The organism is Streptomyces sp. NBC_00207, assembly GCF_045160965.1.
Taxonomy (GTDB): Bacteria; Actinomycetota; Actinomycetes; order Streptomycetales; family Streptomycetaceae; genus Streptomyces.
In genome coordinates, this window is the sequence record NZ_CP130715.1 from 1,096,249 (window position 1) to 1,112,758 (window position 16,510).

Consider the following 16,510-nt stretch of genomic DNA (forward strand, 5'->3'; position numbering starts at 1 on the left):
TCACCCTCACCTCCCTCCGCTCTGAAGGAGCACCCTGTGAGACGCAAGCGAGTTCTGCCGCTGGCCGCCCTGATGCTGTGCACGCCGGCCCTGGCCGGCACGGCACCCGCGGCCGCCGCGCCGCAGACCGCGCCCACGGCGACGCCGGCGGCCGCGCCCGCCGGCCCGTTGCGGATCCTGCTCACCAACGACGACGGCTACAACGCGCCGGGCATCCGCAAGGCCTTCGAGCGGCTGACCGCCGCCGGGCACGACGTCACGATCGTCGCCCCGCTCACCAACCAGAGCGGCACCGGCACGAAGATGATGAGCGGTGGCCCCGCGATCGCGGTGAAGCACCCCGAGCCGAAGGTCTGGGCCGTCGACGGCACCCCGGGCGACTCCGTCGCCTTCGGGCTGGCCGAGGTCTTCGCCGACAAGGCCCCCGACCTGGTCGTCTCCGGCACCAACTTCGGCCCGAACGTAGCCGGGCTCGCCACCCACTCCGGAACGGTCGGCGGCGCCGTCGCCGCCCTGGAGTCCGGCGTGCCGGCCATCGCGCTGAGCACCGGCGGCCTGAGCGCGCCCGACCCGGTCACCACGGTCAACGCCATGGGGCCCACGCTCGATTTCGCGGTCAAGCTGATCGACCGGCTGCAGGTCCGGGCACGGTCCGGTCCCCTGCTGCCCAAGGGAGTCGGCCTGAACGTGAACCACCCGATCGTCGGTGCGGACGGCACGGGCACGGCCGCCGGTGTGGCCGCCACCTTCCAGGACCCGCAGAACTTCCTCGAGCCGGACTTCACCGACGCGGGTGACGGCACCTGGAAGGTCAGCGTGAAGGTGTCCCTGAAGCCCGCCGCCAAGGGCGGTGACATCGAGGCGGTGGCCGCCGGCAAGATCGCCGTCAGCCCGATGAACTCCGACTGGAACACCGGGCCGGCGGACCAGGCCGTGACGTCGGCCCTGATCGCCGGGCTCCGTCCGTAGCACCGCGGACCGGCCGGGGGCGGAGCGGGCACAAGGCTCCGCCCCCGGCCGCACCCGAGGCCCCGAGCCGAAGACAGAAGCCCGAAGCCCGAGGCCCGAGATCCGAGGTCCGAGGTCCGAGGCCGCCTCGGCAGTCACATGTCACATCCCCGCACGCACTCCGCACGACTCCAGGAGGACGGATGAAGAGGCCCGGCAACCGGCTGTCTTCGGCAAGATCCCTACTCGGCACGGCCCTCGCCCTGGTGACCCTGCTCGCCTCGGCACTTCCGGCGGCGGCCTCGCCGTCCTCACCCCCGGCATCGGCCGGCGGTTCGCCGCGCCCTGTCGTCACCGTGGCGCAGGGCGGCCTGCGCGGTCAATCACGTGACGGCGCACAGGAGTTCCTCGGTGTCCCCTACGCCGCTCCGCCGGTCGGGGACGCGCGGCTGCGGGCACCTCAGCCGCCGCCCCGCTGGAACGGGGTGCGCGAGGCCGTGCAACAGGCCCCCGCGTGCCTGCAGTTCTCGCCGTTCGGCCTGGCCGATCCGCAGGCCGTCAGCGAGGACTGCCTGTACCTGGACGTCTACCGGCCCCGGACCGCCCGCACCGGAGCCCGGCTCCCGGTGATCCTGTGGATGCACGGGGGTGCGTACAGCCAGGGAACGGGCACGCAGTTCGGCGGGCGCACCATGGCCGATCTCACCCAGAGCGTGGTCGTCAGCATCAACTACCGGCTGGGACAGCTGGGTTACCTGGCCCTTCCCGAGCTCGGCCGGGAGAACGCCCGGAGTTCCGGGTCCTTCGGTCTGATGGACCAGCTCGCGGCGCTGCAGTGGACCCGGCAGAACATCGGCGCGTTCGGCGGGAATCCGGGCAGCGTGACGATATCCGGGCAGTCCGCGGGCAGCGGTTCCGTCTGCGCGCTGCTGGCCACCCCCTCGGCCGCGGGCCTCTTCCACCGGGCCGTGCTGCAGAGCGGTCCGTGCACCCTGCTGCGCACGCCGGACGGCGCGGCTGCCGAGGAGCAGGCGCGGTCCTTCGCCGCCCGCGCGGGCTGCACCGTGGCGGCGGAGGTGGCCGGCTGCCTGCGCGACGTCTCCGGGGCGGCGCTGGTCGAGGCGGCCCGTACGCTGCCCACCCCGGGTCCGGCGTCCGGTGACGGCCTGCTGCCGCTCCCGCCCGCACAGGCCATCGGAAACGGCACGTGGAACAAGGTGCCGGTGCTGATCGGGAGCACGCGCGCCGAGGCCCGCTTCTTCGTCGCGCTGACGCAGCCGCGGCTGACGGCGGAGCAGTACACGGCGCAGATCCTGGCGGACTACGGGGCCGCGGGGCCCGAGGTGCTGGCCCGCTATCCGGTCGCGGCGCACGGCTCGCCGTACCTGGCGCTGTCGGCCGTCAAGACGGACTCGACATTCGCCTGCCACACGGCGTGGACGGCTCAGCTCTTCGCGTCCCAAGTGCCCACGTACGTCTATGAGTTCGACGACCCGCAATCGCCCACCCTCGCGGGGGCGCAGGTGCCGGGCCTGGACGAGTCGAACGCGCACAGTGCGGAGCTGGCCTATCTGCACGACTTCACCATGGGCGAGCGTCCGCTGACCCCGGTCCAGACCGCGCTCGGCACCCGGATGAAGCGCTACTGGGCCGCGTTCGCACGCTCCGGCGCTCCCGTCGTGGCGGGTCAGACACCGTGGCCGCCGGCCGGCGCCGCCGCCGGTACCGTCCTCACCCTGAATCCGTCGGCGACGCGGACGAGCTCGTCCTTCGGCGAGGACCACCAGTGCTCCTTCTGGCGGACCCAGCCTCCCCGGCCCCTCTGATCCACTCCGGCCACCCGTGCACGCCGTCGACCGTGCACGCCGTCGACCCGTGCACTCCGGTCGCCCCGGGCCGAGGCCGCCCGTACGGGGGACTTCAGGCAGCCCGGTCCTCGCGGAGCCGGCGGCGGCGTCGCATCACCGCGAAGAAGGATCCCGCGAGCGCCGCCAGGACGGCCGAGACCGTCAGGAGCCAGACGGGTATGCCGTCTCCCACGGTGAGCAGTTCGTCGTGGTAGACGGCCCTGCGGTACGGGGTGTCCTCGGCGGTGGCGCGCAGTTCGTGGTCGGCGTCGATGCGGGCCGGCTCCGGGAACTCCTGGTCGATCGCGGTCAGGAACACCTCCTTGCCGCCGGCCAGTTCGGCGATCGGCCCGTCCTTCGGGTGCACGGTCCCCGCGAAGGTCACCTTCGGCGCGGAACCGCCGATCCGGGAGGCGGGTTCCATGCGGTGGTCGGCCAGCACGTACAGGCCGAGCGACTGGGGCGTCTTCGCCATGCGGGAGAGCCGCATCGGGTAGACCAGCCGGTCGCTCTCGAAGCGGATCCTCAGCGGGTCGAGGTCGCCGCGCAGCACCTTGCCCTGCTGGCGGGGGGCGAGCCGTACCGCCACGTACTCCCACCGCTGGTCGACGTACGGCTGGACTTCGGCGGCGAGCCGGTCGGGGAGCTTGAAGCCGTTGGTCTCCAGCCAGGTCTTCAGGGCGTCCGGGTCGGTGGCGGTGAGCCGGGCGACGTCGAAGTCGCCGAGCTGTTCGCGGCCGACGACGCCGACGGACGCGTCCCCGGCGCCCGGGGGTGCGGCGCCGGCGAGGTCGCCCCGGCCGGCGGAGAAGGGCCAGTCCCGGTCGCGCGGCCAGAAGTAGTGCCGGGCCTTGCGCTCGGGCCGGGTCAGGTCGCGCAGTTCGCCGAACATGTCCCCGTCACCCAGTTCCACCGTGGCCCGCCCGGGCACCGGCATGATCCACGCGGCCCGGTGGGCGTCCCCTCCGACGGTGAAACGCATGACGATCTGCTCGGTCCGGCCGTCCCAGCGCACGACGGACGTCTCCCGGTCGACGCCGATCCGGGACTGTCCGTCGGGAACCATGGCCCCGCATCCGCACGCGTACGCGGGGTTGATCAGGGCGCCGAGCTGCGTCACGAGCAGGGCGAGGAGCAGGGCCGGAATTCTTCGTTTCATCCACACGGCGTCTCAGACGACGGCCCTGGTGATCCGGTTCCGACCCCCCTCGCAGAGTGGTCGGCCCTGGGCTCATACTGTGCCCCATGAGGGGGAGCGAGAAGCGGCAGCATGCACTGCTGCGCCAGGGTGCGGTGCCGCGCAGTCCGCTGGTTCCGGACGCGGTGGAGGCGGAGATCGCCCGGCACGACTGGGAGTCGACGGAATGCGGCTGCGGCCGTTCGGCGGGCCATCTGGTGGCCGCCGTACGGGATGCCGCCGAGGGGCATCCGGCCGCGTTCCACGCGCTGGAGGGCCACGTCTTCTTCGCGGAGCACCTGAAACCGCCCGCTCCGGCGGTGTGCGCCGTGCTGATGGCCGTGTGGGCCGCGCAGCCGCCCCGGCAGGCGACCCGCGAGGCGCTGCTGTGGACGCTGCTGGCCCTGCTGTGCACGGTGGACGACGGCGGCACCCACGAGGCCGGGCTGCACGGGCAGTGCGTCGCCTTCATCCGCACCGGCGCCGCCGGCTTCCGCCGCGAAATCACCGCGGCTCCCGGCTCGGGACCCGCCGCCTACGCGGAGGGCATCCTGGAGATCCTCGGCCTGCCGACCTCCTAGGAGTGTCCTGCCTCCAGGTCAGAGCGCTACGGGTGCCGTCGGGCAGCGGTGGTGCGAGGCTGGGAGGTGATGTGGCCCGGCGTGAGCGGGCGTCCTGCGGACCATGAGGAGACCGCATGAAGGGCACAACGCAGGCAGGCGCGGCCAGGACCACGGCCCTCTGGCTCGCGACGGGCGCCGTGACGTGCGGCCTGTTGCTGGCCGCGGGGCAGGGCGCCGCGGCGCAGCAGCCGGACGGGCGGCGGGCACCCGCCCCGCCGTGCACGAACACACAGCTCGTCGCGGACAACGCGCAGCGGATCCGCGGCAGCCAGGTGCGGATCACGTTGATGAACGAAGGTCCGCAGGCGTGCGCCTTGAAGGGGTTCCCCACCGTCGCCCTCGCCGGTCAGGGCTCGCCGGACCGCAACAAGCCCCTGAACGTGGTCCCCCAGGGCCAGGCGCGCCCCGTGGAGCTGCAGGTCGGCGGCCGGGCCTGGACCCAGCTCACCTTCACCCCGGTGCTCGGTGAGGCCGACGGGTACTGTGCCTCCGGCGCCGAGCCGACCGTCGCGCCCTCGATCGTGCTGGGCGTGGGAGGCGGCGGGCTCCAGGTGTCGCCCGACGACGGCGGGGACTTCGCGCTCTGCGGCACCACCGTCCGCGCCACGGCCTTCCGCCCCGCCGGTTCCTGAGGACCTCGCCGGCCGGGATCCCCGGACGCGCGGGCCGGGTCGGATCCGAAGGGGACGGCCCTAGACGGGGATCGAGCGGTACTCGTCCAGCACGGCGAAGCCGGTGCTGTCGTACAGGCTCATCGCGACGTCGTTGCCGCCGAAGACGTTGAGCATCATCGCCTCGTCGCCGCCCTGCCGGGTCGCCCACTCGCCGACGGCCATCGCGGCCCGGCCGTAGCCCTTGCCGCGGTGTTCTTCGTACACCTCCAGTGAGAAGCCGAAGGTCACGCCCGGAAGGAAGCCGTGGTTCACCCAGCCGGTGCCGACCGCGTGGCCGGCGGCCTCCAGCACGTAGAAGGCGTGGCCCGGGGTCTGGTACCCCTGCGGGAGGTAACGGGCGAAGTCCTGGTCGGACTTCGCCTTGGCCTCCTCCGGGGTCAGGGTTCCGGACCGGACGATGTCCGCGATGTACCCGGCCTCCTCGGCGGCGTACCAGGCCGGGTACTCCTCCTCGGTGAGCCGGCGGACCGCCAGGCCCGGCGGCAGCTCGGGCCGTTCGGCCGCGGCGCGCATCCGGATCTGTTTCCCCACGGGGTAGTCGGCGAACGCGCCCGCTCCGCCGGTGAGCCGGACCTCCACCCGCTGCGCCCCGTGCCCGGCGCACCACCGCTCGGCCCATGCGCGCCCCCGCGGCGCCGTGAGGTCATGGATCCGGCCCACGGTCGCGCCGTTGTCCTGCGTCACCCCGACCGCGATCCAGCCGGTGCCGTCCGTGGCGACCGTCCAGCCGTCGATGCCTTCCACCGCCCGTTCCAGCAGGGCCCGGGCCAGCGCCTCCGAACACCCCGCAGCCCGGTATCCGGCCAGCACCCGCTCCTCGAACCCGCCCCGCCACTCACCCTGGTCGGCCACGATCCGTATCCCGTTCATCCGGCCACCCTAGGCAGGGCCGCCGCCCGCCCGCCGGACTTTTCCGTCGCGGGGACCGGCCGCCCTGCCTGACCGGCAGGAGGCCGCCTAGGGGGTGGCCGGCAGGCAGCTCCGCAGGAGTCCGGGGGTGGCCTCCTCCAGGGAGCGGGCGAAGACCCGCTTCGGTGACGCGGGGACGGCCAGCAGCGAAGGCACGACCAGGACCCCGCAGCCGGCCGCCTCCGCGGAGGCGGCGCCGTCCGGCGAGTCCTCCACCGCCACGCACGCCTGCGGTACGAGGCCCAGCCGTCCGGCCGCCGCCCGGTACGGGTCCGGGTGCGGCTTGGTCCGGGCCGTGTCGTCGGCGGACAGGGTGAAGGCGAAGGGGACATGGGCCAGAGAGCCCCCGACCACCGAGTCCACGACCACCCGCGGGGATGCGCTGACCAGGGCGAAGGGCACGCCTTCCGCCGTGAGCGCGGTCAGCAGCCGCTGGGCGCCGGGCCGCATGGGCGCCCCCGCCTCCACCCGGCGGAAGAAGTTGTCGGTGAGGGCCGCCCCCACCTCGTACGGGTCTCCCCCTCCCGAGACCCGTACGAGGTGTGCGGCGGTGTCCTCCACCGCGCGGCCGACCACCTCGGGCGCGTCCGCGCCGGTCAGCCGGTGGCCGAGGCCGTCGGCCACCTCCTCGGTGGCCCGCCACCACAGCCCCTCGGTGTCGACGAGGGTGCCGTCCATGTCGAACAGGACCGCGGCGAGGGCGCTCACACGGACCTGGCCACGACGAGCACCGGCCGCTCGGCCAGCCCCACGGCGGCCCGCGCACCGGGCACCAGGGCTCCGGCGTCCCGCGAGGGCAGGTCCGCCTTGACCGGCACCCCGCCGGGCAGTTCGAGGTGGAGCCGGGTCACGGAGCCGAAGAAGGAGGCGGAGACCACGGTGGCCGTGCCCTGCCCGTCGGCGGTCGCCGTCACGTTCTCGGGTCGTACGAGGACCTCCACGTCCGGCGTCGACGGCACCGGGCCGTCCACCGGCAGGCGAGCTCCCGCGACCTCCACCAGGCCCGAGTCGGCGAGCCGCCCCGGCAGCCGGTTCATGGTGCCGACGAACTCGGCGACGAAGGGGGTCGCGGGGCGGTCGTACAGCTCGGCCGGGGCCGCGCACTGCTCCAGCCTGCCGGCGTTCAGGACGGCGACCCGGTCGGCCATCGACAGCGCCTCCTCCTGGTCGTGCGTGACGAACACGGTGGTGATGCCGAGGGAGAGCTGGAGCCGGCGGATCTCCTCGCGCAGGTTCGACCGTACCTTGGCGTCCAGCGCGGAGAGCGGCTCGTCGAGCAGCAGCACCCTCGGGCGCAGGGCCAGTGCGCGGGCGAGCGCGACGCGCTGCTGCTGGCCGCCCGACATCTGGTGCGGGTAGCGGTCGCCGTGGTCGGGGAGGCCGACCAGGTCGAGCAGTTCGGCGGCCCGTTCGCGGCGCTGCGCCGCCCCGACCTTGCGTACGCGCAGTCCGAAGGCGACGTTGTCGCGGGCGTTGAGGTTCGGGAAGAGGCTGTACGACTGGAAGACCATGCCGGCATCGCGGCGGTTGGCCGGGACCCCGGTGATGTCCTGTCCGTCGACGAGGACTTCGCCGGAGTCGGGCTGCTCGAAGCCGGCGACGACGCGCAGGGCGGTGGTCTTTCCGCAGCCCGACGGGCCGAGCAGGGCCAGGAGTTCGCCGGGCTCGACGGTCAGGTCGAGGCCGTCGAGGGCGACGGTGGAGCCGAACGCCCTGCGCAGGCCGCGGAATTCGACGCGTGCGCCGCCCGTCTGCTCGGTGCGGTCCGCGGGCTCGGTGGCGTCCGCCGGCTTCCGGGCCGCGGGGAGGGTGGTGGGCATGGGGGTCAGGACTCCTTGCGGGAGGTGGTGGCGGGGGCGGCCGCGGCGGTGGAGGGGGTGGTCCCCGCCCGTGAGAGGGCGATCAGCAGCAGCCAGGTGATGAGCAGGCTGAGGATGGAGACGGCCACCGACATGCGGGCCTGGGCTCCGGAGATCGAGACGATCCACACGGCGAACGGCCGGAACCCGAGGAGGGAGGCGATGGTGAACTCGCCGAGGACCAGGGCCAGGGTGAGGAAGGCGGCGCCGGCCAGCGAGGCCCGCAGGTTCGGCAGGAGCACGCGCAGGACGACGTACGGCCAGCTCGCGCCGCAGCTGCGGGCGGCCTCGACGAGCGTCGGCACGTCGACGGCGCGCAGGCCCGCGTCGAGCGAGCGGTAGACGAAGGGCAGTGCCAGGACGGTGTAGGCGAGGACCAGGACGACGGGGAACTTCTCGTTCTGGACGGCGATGAAGGTCTGGTAGAGCGGGGTCCGCGACAGGTGTTCCGGTCCCCAGCGCAGCACGGTGGATATTCCGGTGACCAGGGCGATCGGCGGCACCACCAGCGGCAGCATGCACATCACCTCGACGACCGGGCGCAGCCGCGGGGAGCCGATGCGTACGGCCACCAGCGCCGGCACGGCGAGCAGCAGGGACAGCGCGATGGTCGCGGCGGCGAGGCCGAGGGAGAGCAGCAGGCTCTCGGTGAAGCCGTCGGCGGAGAGCAGTTCGCTGTACGCCTCGAAGGTGATCCCCCGGCCGGGCACGTGCACGGTGAACACGAAGGAGGCGAGGAGCGGGCCGAGGAAGTAGACGCCGGCCAGGGCGAGGACGGCTCCGCGCCAGACACCGGGGCGCCGGGGGCCGCGGCCCTGCCGGGCCGGGGTGCCGGGCGGGGCGGAAGCGGGGCCTGGGGCCGGGGAGGCGCCTCGCGCGGGCCCGTCCGTCCGGTCGTCCGCCCGGAGTCCGCGGGGCGGGACGGTCTGGGCCGGCGGGGCGGGTGTGTTCATCGCAGCCATCGGGCGCTCCGTCGCTGGAGGGGCAGGTAGACCGCCATGACCAGGCCGGCGATCAGGATCATGTCGAGGCCCAGGGCGAGCGCCACGTTCTCCTGGCCGGTGAGCACGTTCCCGGACAGCGCGTCCGCGATCTTGAGCGTGACGAGGGGTACGGAGCCGCCGACGAGGGCCGCGGCCGTGGCGTGGGCGGCGAAGGCGGTGCCGAAGAGCAGCACGAACCCGCCGAGGAGGGAGGGGGCGAGCACCGGCAGGCCGACGTGGCGCCAGAAATGCCATCCGGTGGCCCCGCTGCTCTGGGCGGCTTCGCGCCATTGCGGGCGCAGTCCGTCCAGTGCCGGGGCGATCACGAGCACCATCAGCGGGATCAGGAAGTACAGGTAGACCACGGTGAGGCCGGTGAAGGAGTACAGGTTCCAGCCGAGGCTGCCGAGCTCGGCGAGCTGGGTGACGACTCCGGAGATGCCGACGGTGGCGATGAAGGCGAACGCGAGCGGTACGCCGCCGAAGTTGGCGAGTACGCCCGAGGCGGTCAGTGCCGCGCTGCGCAGACCCTTGGAGCGGGAGGTGACCACGGCCTGGGCGATGACGACGCCGAGTACTCCGCCGACGAGTGCGGTGAGGGCGGAGAGCTGGACGCTGCCGACGAGCGAGCCGAGGTAGGGGCCCTGGAGCGAACGCGCGAGGTGTTCGCCGGTCAGCCGGGTGGCGCCGCTCGCCTGGTCGGTGCGGGTGACCGCGCCGAAGGCCATGGCGCCGAGCGGGATGCCGAAGCAGAGCCCGGTGAAGAGGAGGAGCGGGAGGGCGGCGAGCCAGGTGCGCGGGCCGCGCCGCCGGCGGCTGGTGCCGCCGGCGGTGGGTGAGGGGGAGGTGGACATCAGGAGAGTGCCTTGTCCCACTTCTCGGCGAGGGTGGCCTTGGCCCGGTCGAGCTCCGCGGAGGCCGGGAAGTCCGGGGTGCCCTGGACCTGCGGGAGCTTGGTGACGGCGTCCTTGTCGGCGGTGCCGTCCTCGGTCATGACGGGCAGCAGCACCGGGCGGGCGTGTCCCTTGAGCCAGAGGTTCTGGCCCTCGGCGCTGTAGAGGAACTCCATCCACAGGCGGGCGGCCGCCGGGTTCGGCGCGTCCACGTTGATGGCCTGCGAGTAGAACTGGGCGAAGACGCCGTCGGCGGGGACGGTGACCTTCCAGTCGACGCCCTTGCCCTTGAACTGCTCGGCGTAGCCGGCGTTCAGGTAGTCCCAGTCGATGGAGATGGGCGTCTCGCCCTTCTCGACGGTGGCCGGGGTGGACTCGACGGGGATGAAGTTGCCGCTCCTCTTCAGCTGTCCGAAGAAGTCGATGCCCGGCTGGATGTCCGCGAAGGAGCCCTTGTTGGCGAGCGAGGCCGCGTAGACGCCGCCGAAGGCCGAGCCGGACTTGGTGGGGTTGCCGTTGAGGGCGACCTTGCCCTTGTACTCCGGCTTGAGGAGATCGGCGAAGGTCTTCGGGCAGGTGGCGATGCGGGCCGCGTCGCAGCCGATGGAGACGTAGCCGCCGTAGTCGTTGTACCAGCGGGCGTCGGCGTCCTTCTGGGAGACGGGGATCTTGTCCCAGGCGGTGACCTTGTACGGGGCGAAGAGCTTCTCGGCGGCGCCGCTGCGGGCGAAGGCGATGCCGAGGTCCAGCACGTCGGGGGCGCGGTCCTGGCCCTTGCGGGACTTGACCGCGGCTATCTCGTCGGCGCTGGAGGCGTCCGGGTTCTCGCTGGTCACCTTGATCTTGTACTTGGCCTCGAAGGCCTTGATGATCTCGCCGTAGTTCGCCCAGTCCGGCGGCAGCGCGATCACATTGAGCCTGCCCTCCTTCTGTGCGGCGGCAACGAGGGCCTCCATCGAGCCGAAGTCGGCCACCGAGGCCGCGGCGCCCGGCTGTACGCCGGTCTTGGTGGCGCCGGCGCCGCCGGACTTCTGGTCGGGTGCCGCACCACACGCGCTGAGCGTGGTGAGTACGGCGGCGCTGAGCAGTACGGCCGCACCGCGACGGGCGGAGGAACTGAGCACGGTCTCTCCCGGAGACGAGGGTGGGTTCACTTGTCTGAACAAGTTGGCTCCAGTTCGCCCGGGCTCGCTGTACGGACGGTGAACGGCGCCTGTCTCCGGGAGCACGGCTCGACGAAGAGCTGAGAATGACCGGAATAAGTCGTGACAGCACATGTTGGAATGATCATGAGTGCGGCACCGACCGGGGTGATCCGTACGCACCCACCCGGGGGGCGAAGGGCATGGGCACGGTCCGTTATCTGGAGATCGCCGATGCGCTGCGCCGGGCGATCCTCTCCGGCGAGCACCCGGTGGGTTCCCAGCTGCCGTCCGAGAGCGACCTGGCCGCCCGCTGGTCCGCATCGCGCGGCACGGTCCGCCAGGCGGTGGCCACCCTCGCCGCCGAGGGGCTGATCGGTTCCCGGCAGGGCGCGCGGAGGATCGTTCTGCGCCACGAACGCCGGCACAGCTTCGGCGAGCTGAACAGCTTCGCCCAGTGGGCCGAGGGGGTCGGGCACGAGGCCGCCGGCCGCTTCCTCTCCCGCACCCGCCGGCCCGCGACGGCCGAGGAGGCGGAGCGGCTCGCGGTGGCGCCGGGCGCGGAGATCCTCGCGGTACTGCGGCTGCGCCTGCTCGACGGGGAGCCCACCATGATCGAGCGGACGGCCTACCCCGGCTGGGTCGCAGCGGCGGTGGAGGCCCTGCCGGAGGACTGCCGCTCCATCATGGACCGGCTGGCGGACGACTCCGGGGTCGTCGCCCACTACGGCGAGCACCTCATCGACGCCCTCCCGGCCGGCAGCGAGGACGCCCGGCTGCTGGCGATCCGGCGCGGCAGCCCGCTGCTGCGCCAGCGGCACGTGTCCGCCACCGCGACCGGCCGCCCGATCGAGTGGTCCGACGACCGCTACCGGGCCGGCAGCGTGACGTTCAGTGTGAGCAACTCCGCAGTAGCAACACCCCTGGAACGGCGCGCCGGCGACGGCTGATCGATCCGCTTCGCGGCCCCGCCCCTACCGCTGTATCGCCCCCGGCGGAACCCGCCGGCCACCGAACCGGACCCGAGCCGCCGGGAGATCGCCCCGCGCAGCGGCCGCGCCGGCGCCGCGCGAACCCGGTCGAGGGGGCCGCGGGCATCTTGGGCCCCGGCTGTCACATCCCCTCCCCGGCCCGGGTCAGAGGGGCATGACTGCCAAGAAGATCGTCCTCGCCCTCCCGCTGGCCGCCGCGCTGATGGCCGTGACCGCCACCGCTCCCGCCTCCGCCGCGCCCCACGGCCCCTGGCACAGCGCCTGGGGTGCCTCCCCCCAGGCGCCCGCCACCACCCCCTGGTACCCCAACTGGTCCGAGGCGGGCTTCACCGGTGAGTCCGTGCGCCAGGTGGTCCGCGTCGGCGCCGAGGGGTCCGAGCTGCGCGTCCGGCTCACCAACGCCTACGGCAGGGCCCCCCTGCGGCTCAGCGGCGCGACGGTCGCCCGGGCCGCGGGGGGCGCCGCCGTGCAGCCGGATTCGGTCCGTACGCTGCGCTTCCACGGGGCGCAGTCCGTCACGGTCCCGGCCGGCGGGCAGTTCTCCAGCGATCCGGTGGCCCTTCCCGTCAAGGCCTTCGAACAGCTCACCGTCACCTTCTACTTCGAGGGCCCGACCGGTCCGGCCACCTTCCACAACGTCGCCATGTCCCTGTCCTACAAGGCCGCCGGGGACCACCGGCGCGACCCGGCGGCGGACGCCTTCGCCGCCGCGCAGCCGAGCTTCTCCTGGTACTACCTGGCCGGCGTCGACGTGAGGAACACCCGTCCGGGCGGCCCCGGGAGGGCCGTCGTCACCTTCGGCGACTCGCTCACCGACGGCTTCGGGGCGACTCCCGGAGCCGACCGCCGCTACCCCGACGAGCTCGCCAAGCGCCTGGCGGCCAGCGGCCGTTCGCGTCCGGTGCTGAACGCCGGCATCGGCGGGAACAGGGTCCTGAACGACTCGGCGTGCTTCGGCGAGAGCGCCCTCGACCGGTTCCGGCGCGACGCGCTGGGCCGCCCGGACGTGGGCACCGTCATCCTCCTGGAGGGCACCAACGACATCGTCCTGCCGGACTCCCCCACCCCCGACCACTGCACCGTGCCCGGCCCCCGGGTCACCGCCGACGAGATCATCGCCGGATACCGGCAGCTGATCCGCGAGGCCCACGCCCGCGGGGTCAGGGTCATCGGCGCCACCATCCCGCCCTTCCACGGCTCGGCCTACTGGACCGAGCGCGGCGAGGACGTCCGTACGGCCGTCAATGCCTGGATCCGCACCAGTGGCGCGTACGACGGGGTGGTGGACTTCGACCGGGTGCTGGCCGCGCCCGCCGCCCCGGAGCACCCCAAGGAGATCAAGATCAAGGACGAGTACGCCTTCGCCGACCGCCTCCACATGAACGACGCCGGGTACAAGGCGATGGCCGACGCCGTGGACCTCGACTCCCTCTGAACCCGCGCTTCTCGGCCCCCGCCAACCGCCCCTTCTCCCGGCCCGGTCCAAGTGGTTCGTCACTTCCCCGGGCCGGGGGTCGTTAGGGCCTGGGGGTTGATCCGGGGGACGAAGGGATGACGGTATGCGGCAGTTTCCTCTGGAGATGCACGACGTGGCGCCCGGCCGGGTGGTCGAATGGCGGCTCCGGTCCACGGCGGCGGAGGCCGGCGGCACGGACGATCCGGCGAGCAGGAAGGCGTCCTTCAACCAGGACAAGCACTTCACCGTCGCCGAGGAGAGCCGGGCGGCCGACGACCCGGTCGCGTCCTGGGTCGCGGTCACCTTCGAGGTGACCGGCCCGCTGGACGAGGAGGCTCTGGCGCAGTCCCTGCTCTCCTTCGTCCGGCGGCACGAGGTGCTGCGGTGCGCCTTCCGCCGGCTGGCCGGGGAGCTGGCCTGCGAGCCCTTCGACCCCGCCGGGCTCTCCCTCGACCCGCGGCACGTGGGCACCTTCGAGTCCGCCGAGCTGCTGAACGCATTCCTCGTCGAACGGTTCAAGCGGAGCATCGACACGCTCTCCTGGCCGCTGTTCATCATGGGCGCGGTGCTCCGCGAGGACTCCGCCACGGTCTACCTCGCCTTCGACCACATCGTCTGCGACGGCATGTCGATGCCGATCGTCGTCCGCGAGGTGCTGACCGCCTACGAGGCCCTGTGCCGCGGCGAGGAGATCGCGCTGCCGCCCGCCCCGAGCTATCTCGACTTCGCCGACCAGCAGCGCCGCCGCTACCTGTCCATCGATGCCCGCGACGAACGCCTGGACTACTGGAAGGCCTTCATCGGCCGGGCCGGCGCGTTCTTCCCCCGCTTCCCGCTCGACCTGGGCGTCGAACCGGACCGGATGTACCCGATCGTCAACGAGGCCTCGCTGCTGCTGGACGCCGGCGAGACCGAGGTGTTCGAGAAGACCTGCCTGACGGCCGGCGGGAAGCCCTTCATGGGCGTGCTCGCGTCCGTCGCCGTATGCCTGCGCGAGGCGGGCGGGCCGGGCGTCTACCGGGGCCTCATGCCGGTCAGCGAACGCGGCCGGGGAACCTGGACGAATTCGGTGGGCTGGTTCGTCAACACCATGCCCATCGAGTTCGACGCCTCACCGGGCCGGGACTTCGCCCAGGTCATGGCCTCGGTGCGGGCCGGCTTCACCGAGATGATCGGCCATGTCGACGTGCCGTTCGTACGGGCGTGGGAGCTGCTCGCACCCGAGGAGTTCGCCGCGCGCTCCTGGCCGTACCCGGTGAACTTCTTCTCGTACATCGACATGCGCAAGTGCCCGGGCGCCGAGCGCCACGACGACTGGCGGCCCGCCACCCACGTGTGGTCGGCGCGCGCCAACGGGGCCTGTTCGTGGTTCCACCGGGACACGGACGGGCTGCACATGAACTCCCTCTACGTCGACACGCCGGCGGCCCGCCGGACCATGGGCGACCTCCAGGAGGCACTGCGCCTGACGGTCCAGGAGATCGCCCGGACCGGCGGCTTCCGCCGGCCCATCGCGCTGACCGCCCCGCGCCGGCCCGTGGGGACCCCGCTGGACGTCGCCGCGTACGCCCGGCGCCGCTGACCCGGGGGCCTACGGGGTGGCCGCCCGGGCGGCTCGCGGGGTGCTCCGCAGCAGGGCGATCCCGACGGCGAAGGCCCAGTAGACGAGGAGGGCCGCCGTCAGCGCCGTGTTGCCCCAGCCCACCGCGCTGTAGAAGTCGGCGGCGTCCGTGCCGAAGAACAGCGAGGGGACGAAGGCGAGGTTGACCGCGGCGACGCCGTGGGCCGAGTACCCGGTCCAGCGCGGCAGGACGCCGGCGCGCAGGATCGCGTACCCGGCGGCGGCGAGGAGCACCGCCGTCAGCAGCCGGGCCGCCGAGCCGTGCAGCAGCATGTTGGCGTGGGCGAGCGGGCCGTCGACGGTCGGATCGAGGCCGCCGCCGGGGTGCTCCAGGACGATGCCCGCCTCGACGGAGGCGGCGACCAGGGTGACGGTGACATAGGCCAGCCCGGCACCGAAGACCAGGGTGGCGGGCCAGTCGAAGGCCGGGCCCGCGCCGCGGATGACGTGGCGCAGGCCCGCGAGGAAGGCCAGCAGGGCCGCACAGGTGAGGAGGTTGAGGAGGATCCGGGCGAGGACGTTGCCGGCGGGCGGCGGGCCGGAGTGGACGAAGTAGAGCGGTACGGCGACGGCCGCGAGTGCGCCCGCCGCGATGCCGCAGATTCCCATGAGCCGTCGTACGTGGTTCTCGTTCATCGGTTTCCTTCCCTCGGTGGTGAGGACTTCTCGATGCCGTCGAGCAGCCGGGCGATGCCGCAGGCGACGATCGGGGCGACGTCGCCGTCCTCGTCCTCGTCGAGCCCCGGCTCGCCCGCGAGGGAACAGAGCGTGGGGAACGCCCCCGGGTCGAGGCGCTCGGCGAGGATCCGTCCGTACGAGGCGGCGCCGGCCGGGTCGAGCTCGGTGGCCACCCGGGCCAGGTCGCGTACGGCGCCGGAGATGAAGGTGGCGAGCGGGATCAGCTCGCCGCGGCGGGCACCCGAGCGGGCCAGCGGACTCAACAGGGCTTCGAACCAGGCGAGTTCGTTCGGGCCGACCGGAGCGCTGACGGTGGGCACCCGCACCATCCACGGATGCCGGGCATACGTCGACCAGAGCGCGTCGACCCAGGCTTCGACCTCGGCGCGCCATCCCGCCCCGGCGGCCGCGGGCGGCCGGCCGGTGGCCGCGTCGACCATGGCCGCGACGAGCTGCTCGCGGCCGGGCACGTGCCGGTACAGGGCCATGGCCGTGCAGCCCAGCTCGGCGGCGACGCGCTGCATCGACAGCGCGTCCAGCCCTTCGGCGTCGACGACGGTGACGGCCGCGTCGACGATCCGGCGCGGGGTGAGGCGCGGGCGGCCCGCATCCGCCCGTTCGGCCTCGACCCGCCACAGCAGGTCGGCGACGGCGGCGAGATCGGGCGGGGCGGCCGGTCCGGCCGCCCCCCGGGGCTCACGGGGCATC

General features: G+C 73.4%; 16 protein-coding genes. 7 read left to right on the forward strand and 9 right to left on the reverse strand.

Going from position 1 to position 16,510, the window contains the following annotated elements:
- The first annotated feature begins 36 nt into the window (after nt 1-36).
- Both surE and OG472_RS05605 read left to right on the forward strand, forming a co-directional pair.
- Nucleotides 37-969, forward strand: coding sequence for a 5'/3'-nucleotidase SurE (surE, locus tag OG472_RS05600; protein ID WP_405828203.1), 933 nt, complete (start codon nt 37-39; stop codon nt 967-969).
- A gap of 182 nt (nt 970-1,151) precedes the next feature.
- The gene (locus OG472_RS05605; RefSeq protein WP_405941031.1) at nt 1,152-2,774 is read left to right on the forward strand and encodes a carboxylesterase/lipase family protein; all 1,623 of its coding nucleotides are present in this window, start codon (nt 1,152-1,154) and stop codon (nt 2,772-2,774) included.
- Between the two features lie 94 nt (nt 2,775-2,868).
- Here OG472_RS05605 and OG472_RS05610 read toward each other — a convergent pair whose 3' ends face one another.
- On the reverse strand, nt 2,869-3,954 hold the full coding sequence (locus OG472_RS05610; protein ID WP_405941032.1) for a DUF2330 domain-containing protein: 1,086 nt from the start codon (nt 3,952-3,954) through the stop codon (nt 2,869-2,871).
- A gap of 86 nt (nt 3,955-4,040) precedes the next feature.
- On the opposite strand from OG472_RS05610, the gene OG472_RS05615 reads away from it, so the two are divergent.
- Both OG472_RS05615 and OG472_RS05620 read left to right on the forward strand, forming a co-directional pair.
- On the forward strand, nt 4,041-4,553 hold the full coding sequence (locus OG472_RS05615) for a hypothetical protein (RefSeq protein WP_405941033.1): 513 nt from the start codon (nt 4,041-4,043) through the stop codon (nt 4,551-4,553).
- Nucleotides 4,554-4,669: 116 nt separating this feature from the next.
- The gene (locus tag OG472_RS05620) at nt 4,670-5,227 is read left to right on the forward strand and encodes a DUF4232 domain-containing protein (protein WP_405941034.1); all 558 of its coding nucleotides are present in this window, start codon (nt 4,670-4,672) and stop codon (nt 5,225-5,227) included.
- Nucleotides 5,228-5,287: 60 nt separating this feature from the next.
- Here the strand turns inward: OG472_RS05620 and OG472_RS05625 are convergent, their stop codons facing one another.
- The 6 genes from OG472_RS05625 to OG472_RS05650 all read right to left on the reverse strand — a co-directional run bounded on the left by OG472_RS05625 (nt 5,288) and on the right by OG472_RS05650 (nt 11,037).
- Nucleotides 5,288-6,139 carry a GNAT family N-acetyltransferase gene (locus tag OG472_RS05625; protein ID WP_401603228.1) on the reverse strand — a complete coding sequence of 284 codons (852 nt, stop codon included), beginning with the start codon at nt 6,137-6,139 and terminating at the stop codon, nt 5,288-5,290.
- A gap of 87 nt (nt 6,140-6,226) precedes the next feature.
- Nucleotides 6,227-6,886: an HAD family hydrolase gene (locus OG472_RS05630; RefSeq protein ID WP_401603230.1), complete on the reverse strand. Its 660-nt coding sequence runs from the start codon at nt 6,884-6,886 to the stop codon at nt 6,227-6,229.
- Complete coding sequence (locus tag OG472_RS05635) at nt 6,883-7,998, reverse strand: ABC transporter ATP-binding protein (RefSeq protein ID WP_405828212.1); 1,116 nt, start codon at nt 7,996-7,998, stop codon at nt 6,883-6,885. The genes OG472_RS05630 and OG472_RS05635 overlap by 4 nt, the downstream gene beginning before the upstream one ends.
- Before the next feature lie 5 nt (nt 7,999-8,003).
- Nucleotides 8,004-8,999: an ABC transporter permease gene (locus OG472_RS05640; protein WP_405828214.1), complete on the reverse strand. Its 996-nt coding sequence runs from the start codon at nt 8,997-8,999 to the stop codon at nt 8,004-8,006.
- A complete protein-coding gene (locus OG472_RS05645; RefSeq protein WP_405941035.1) occupies nt 8,987-9,874 on the reverse strand; it encodes an ABC transporter permease in 888 nt (295 codons plus the stop codon). The genes OG472_RS05640 and OG472_RS05645 overlap by 13 nt, the downstream gene beginning before the upstream one ends.
- On the reverse strand, nt 9,874-11,037 hold the full coding sequence (locus tag OG472_RS05650) for an ABC transporter substrate-binding protein (protein WP_405941036.1): 1,164 nt from the start codon (nt 11,035-11,037) through the stop codon (nt 9,874-9,876). Before OG472_RS05650 ends, OG472_RS05645 begins: the two co-directional genes overlap by 1 nt.
- A 221-nt stretch (nt 11,038-11,258) precedes the next feature.
- On the opposite strand from OG472_RS05650, the gene OG472_RS05655 reads away from it, so the two are divergent.
- The 3 genes from OG472_RS05655 (at nt 11,259) to OG472_RS05665 (ending at nt 15,085) form a co-directional block, all read left to right on the forward strand.
- On the forward strand, nt 11,259-12,005 hold the full coding sequence (locus OG472_RS05655; protein WP_401603239.1) for a GntR family transcriptional regulator: 747 nt from the start codon (nt 11,259-11,261) through the stop codon (nt 12,003-12,005).
- Between the two features lie 196 nt (nt 12,006-12,201).
- Entirely contained in the window at nt 12,202-13,482 is a 1,281-nt protein-coding gene (locus OG472_RS05660) for an SGNH/GDSL hydrolase family protein (RefSeq protein ID WP_405941037.1), read from the forward strand.
- A 124-nt stretch (nt 13,483-13,606) separates the two neighbouring features.
- Nucleotides 13,607-15,085: a condensation domain-containing protein gene (locus OG472_RS05665; protein ID WP_405941038.1), complete on the forward strand. Its 1,479-nt coding sequence runs from the start codon at nt 13,607-13,609 to the stop codon at nt 15,083-15,085.
- 9 nt (nt 15,086-15,094) lie between these two features.
- Here the strand turns inward: OG472_RS05665 and OG472_RS05670 are convergent, their stop codons facing one another.
- Both OG472_RS05670 and OG472_RS05675 read right to left on the reverse strand, forming a co-directional pair.
- Nucleotides 15,095-15,760 carry a hypothetical protein gene (locus OG472_RS05670; protein WP_383564637.1) on the reverse strand — a complete coding sequence of 222 codons (666 nt, stop codon included), beginning with the start codon at nt 15,758-15,760 and terminating at the stop codon, nt 15,095-15,097.
- A complete protein-coding gene (locus OG472_RS05675) occupies nt 15,757-16,509 on the reverse strand; it encodes a TetR/AcrR family transcriptional regulator (protein ID WP_405941039.1) in 753 nt (250 codons plus the stop codon). The genes OG472_RS05670 and OG472_RS05675 overlap by 4 nt, the downstream gene beginning before the upstream one ends.
- Between the last annotated feature and the right edge of the window lies 1 nt (nt 16,510).